Source organism: Leptospira adleri (assembly GCF_002811985.1).
Lineage (GTDB): Bacteria > Spirochaetota > Leptospiria > Leptospirales > Leptospiraceae > Leptospira > Leptospira adleri.
Genome location: NZ_NPDU01000133.1, coordinates 1 through 3,834 on the forward strand (window position 1 = coordinate 1; position 3,834 = coordinate 3,834).

Genomic DNA, 3,834 nt, shown 5'->3' on the forward strand with positions numbered 1-3,834 from the left:
AGTTTTCCGAGAATCTGTTTTTCCTTGGGAAGTTTTGTCCGGCCTTTTTACTTTTAAAAAGTAGGAACTCATACGTTTTCGGAGGATCGACGGAAGAATCGCTCTGAAAGCGGCCTTTTTGTTTTTTACAAAGAAACCTCCGGAAAACTCTGATTCCGTGTGAGTTCCTACTTTTTAAAAGTAAAAAGGCCGGACAAAACTTCCCAAGGAAAAACAGATTCTCGGAAAACTACGACGAAAGGCGGAAAAAAGATCGGTTTTTTCGGGAACTCCTGAACTTCCCCACTCAAGGAATAAAAAAAGTAGGAACTCACACGGAACAAAATTCAAAACAAAAAATGCCTCGCAAAGGGAGGAAGGGATAGAGTCCAATAGACAAATGGAAACAGCGCTCTTGATTCTTCTTTGCTGCACCTCTCTTGTCGGGCCCAGAACGGGCGTCTATGAAGACGAACTCAACTATTGTTCCCCTCGACCGAACTGTGTCTCCAGCCAGAGTTCCGCATACAACCCGATCCATCATATAGACCCGTTTCGATATACGGAAGAGAAGGAAGTCGCCTTTCAAAAACTCAAAGAAAAACTGGAAGAATCGGATCGAGTGAGCGTCTTGGAAGTGAACGGAAATTATATCAAGACTCGATTTTATACGAGGGTCTTTCATTTTCCGGACAATGTGGAATTCTTATTCGAAGAAAAAACCAAAACGGTGCAGATCCGTTCCGAATCCATACTCGGGCTCTTCGATTTTCTTGCAAACAGAAGAAGACTCAACGATCTCAGGGATGAACTCGGCTGGGAATGATCACTTTAGAATATTCGTTTTTTTGAATATTCTGGGCGAGCCCCGCCCCATTCTTCTCCAAAACAAAACCGGAATGGACGAGGAGCGGGACCGCGCTCTCCGCTCCAATCTGCGAAGCGCCTTTCGATTCTCGAAAGCGCATCGCAGGATTTCCGCTTCGATCCCTCTCGCAAAAAATTTTCCTATCAAAAAAGATCGAACGTAAAAAAATTCCGAAATTCCTCTCCCAAAAAAAGGTTTTTGCGAGTTTTCAAAATCCGAAAGATCGGCCTTCCGTCAAAACTCTAAAAAAACGCGTGCGAAAAAACTCCCCAAGCTCGTGACAAAAAAGAATTCCCGCAGACAATCCTCCTCCACGTTTCCGAACCTTCAAACGGAAAAATATTCAAAAATCATGATATATTTTTCGATTTTATCGTTTTTAGAAAGACAGTTCCTTCAAAGACTGCCGTCGATTTCCTCGATCTTCAGATCGTCGTTAAAAACGGACCCGGAAGAAACGGTCGGAGGCGCATAAAGACCGAAATGGAGTTGCGCGATCGTCCTCTTTCGACAGAAAACTTTTGCCTGCGAAACGAGATTCCCGTTCTGCCAAACCTTCACAACACCTTCCGGATTTTGAAAATCCAGAAACACTTTGATCTGAACCCACTGAGACTTTGGATATTGCAGAGATGCAGTCTGAAAAGAAGTTATTTTTTGACCCATAAAAGGAACGTGCATGAGATGAACAAACCCGTCGTAACTTAGATTCACAAGAACGGGGCTGTTCCAAGCATCGGATGCGTCGTCGGCGATTGTCGCAAAACTGAACCATTCGTTTTCAGGGGACATCTGCGTCAGATTCATATCCAGCCAAACGTTGAACGTAATCAAAACCGGAGTCACAAAACTGCCTCCGGAAGTTTTGTGAAGTTGAATTGTAGGATATCCTCTGTGATTGTTATTGATCCAAGGGTTTGTCGGGTTATAAGCCGAATAAATCCAGCCCTTATGCGACTTCGCTCCGCTCAGCGCCTGCTCGGAAGAAAGATCGTGCGACGCGCTTCCCTGATAGTTCTGCGGAACGACGTAAAAATTCGAAAAATCATTCGCCGATTCGAAGGAAGTAAAAAAAGTCCGATTTGCTTGTTTTCGCGAAAGGTTCGAATCGGGTCCGCACTGAGCTTGATTGTAGACCGTACTCAAAAGGAGAAGGTCCTCTATCCGAGCAGATTCTTCGTCCCGATTGCAAAAATTAAAAAATAGAACGAAGATAAAAAGAAGAATCTCGATCCTTCTTTTGGATTTCAAAAATAGCGTTAAAAAGTTTTGCATTGATTTTCTTTCTCGAAAGGAGCCTTACGAAAAGAACCCAAGATATTCGAAACCTCTTTCCTGAACGATGTTTCATCCTAATGAAACAGCGGAACAAACTCGAATTCTCTCTATTTGGAAAATTCTTTCCGGAAAAGAAAGACTAAAAAAACGAAACTAACCTTTCAAAAAGCTCATCGTTTCCTGAAGATTTTTAGCGATCTGCAAAAGGCTCACCGCGCTTCCGGCAATTTCTTCGGAGTTGGCCGCGCTGTTCTGAACTGTGATGGAAATATTGGAAACGGCGTTGGCGGTCTCCAATATCGCCACTTTTTGTTCCTTCACGGAGTTTCGGATCTCTTCCGATTTCGAGTCGACCTGATCCACTCCGAAACGGATCTTTTCCTTTTTCTCCTGCTGAAGTTCCATCGTCTTCACAATCTGATTGGAAGATTCTTTCAGATGTTCGAGTCCGCTCAAAATCTCCGCGTAAACTGTAGCGGAATTCTCTACGATCCTCCTTCCTGTTTCGATTTCTGCGTTACTCGTCTTGATCAATTCTTCGATCGTCATCGCGCTCGAGTCCGTCTGTTCGGCGAGTCTTGTGATCTCACTCGCAACGACCGCAAAGCCCCTTCCGTGCTCTCCCGCTCTTGCGGCTTCGATAGCGGCGTTTAACGCGAGCAAATTCACCTTTTCCGAAATTTCCTTTATGATTGCAGTGATCGATTGCATTTCCACGGAACTGTTTTCGATTTTTTCCATGGTATCCGTAAGATCGCCCATCGTCTTTTTTCCGGAATCGGTCTTAAGATACATTTCCGAAATCTTATTTAAGGAATTCCTAACCGCCTCCCCTACCTTATTGATCATTCCTTCGAGCTCCCGCATTTCTCCGTTAAACGAAGAAATCAGCGCGTATTGGGATTCCGCGTTTCCGTTTACGTATTCCATACCGGAACTGATCTCTTCCACGGACGCCGATATCTCCTCCACGGAGGCGGATTCTGATTGTGCGTTGGAGGAAAGGTGATCCGCGGATTGAGAAAGTTGTTCGGAAGCGACGACAATATTTTCCGAAAAATTAAGAATGGTATCCAGCATCTTCTTCACTTTGATCTGAAAAAGTCGAAAGGCGATGAGCAATAGATAGAGTTCGTCTTTTTTTTGGGAATCTTCCTCCACTTCGACGGAATGCGAAAAATCGGCGTCGTTGATCGCGCGGCTTACGGAGTTCAAACCTTTGACGAGATGAATCGAATACACGATCGCAATCAAAAGAATATAACTGAGGGTGATTCCGGAAAGAAAGATGAAAACGATCCAGCTAAATGAAAATTCCTTTTCGGCTTTGATATAAATCTTATCCGTGATTCGCAACTGAACCTGAATGAGTTCCTCTATCTTTTCCGTTACCGGATCGATCTTTGAATACAATCTATGTTCGGCAAAAGCCCCTAAACCTACGAAGTCCTTCGCGAGCATCAACGCCCTCGCTTCCTCGACCGCCGCGTTCGAAGCGGCGAAAAGCGGATTCAATTCCCGAATGATGTTTTGTTCCTCCGGAACCAAGTGAGTGGAATTGTATGCGGTCCATTCTTTTTGAATTCCGGAACTCGCCTTATCCAAATTGATCACTCCCTCTTCCGGAGTAAAGGCGCCGCTCCTCACTTTATGAACGCAGTCGACGATATAGATCGCGTAGAGATCGGAAATTTTTTTGAGTTGTTTGA

General features: G+C 44.4%; 4 protein-coding genes. 1 reads left to right on the top strand and 3 read right to left on the bottom strand.

Annotation, left to right across the window (positions count from 1 at the left end):
- The first annotated feature begins 379 nt into the window (after nt 1-379).
- Nucleotides 380-805, top strand: a complete 426-nt coding sequence (locus CH376_RS23550) for a DUF1499 domain-containing protein (RefSeq protein ID WP_100786287.1) — start codon at nt 380-382, stop codon at nt 803-805.
- Here CH376_RS23550 and CH376_RS24380 read toward each other — a convergent pair.
- The 3 genes from CH376_RS24380 to CH376_RS23565 form a co-directional block, all read right to left on the bottom strand.
- Nucleotides 780-947 (bottom strand): hypothetical protein, encoded by a 168-nt coding sequence (locus CH376_RS24380; protein WP_165781779.1) that lies wholly within the window; start codon nt 945-947, stop codon nt 780-782. The two genes, CH376_RS23550 and CH376_RS24380, sit on opposite strands and share 26 nt — an antisense overlap.
- Before the next feature lie 296 nt (nt 948-1,243).
- On the bottom strand, nt 1,244-2,122 hold the full coding sequence (locus CH376_RS23560) for a heparin lyase I family protein (protein WP_100786289.1): 879 nt from the start codon (nt 2,120-2,122) through the stop codon (nt 1,244-1,246).
- A 156-nt stretch (nt 2,123-2,278) separates the two neighbouring features.
- On the bottom strand, nt 2,279-3,834 hold a 1,556-nt coding region (locus CH376_RS23565), incomplete at its 5' end, for a methyl-accepting chemotaxis protein (protein WP_100788569.1).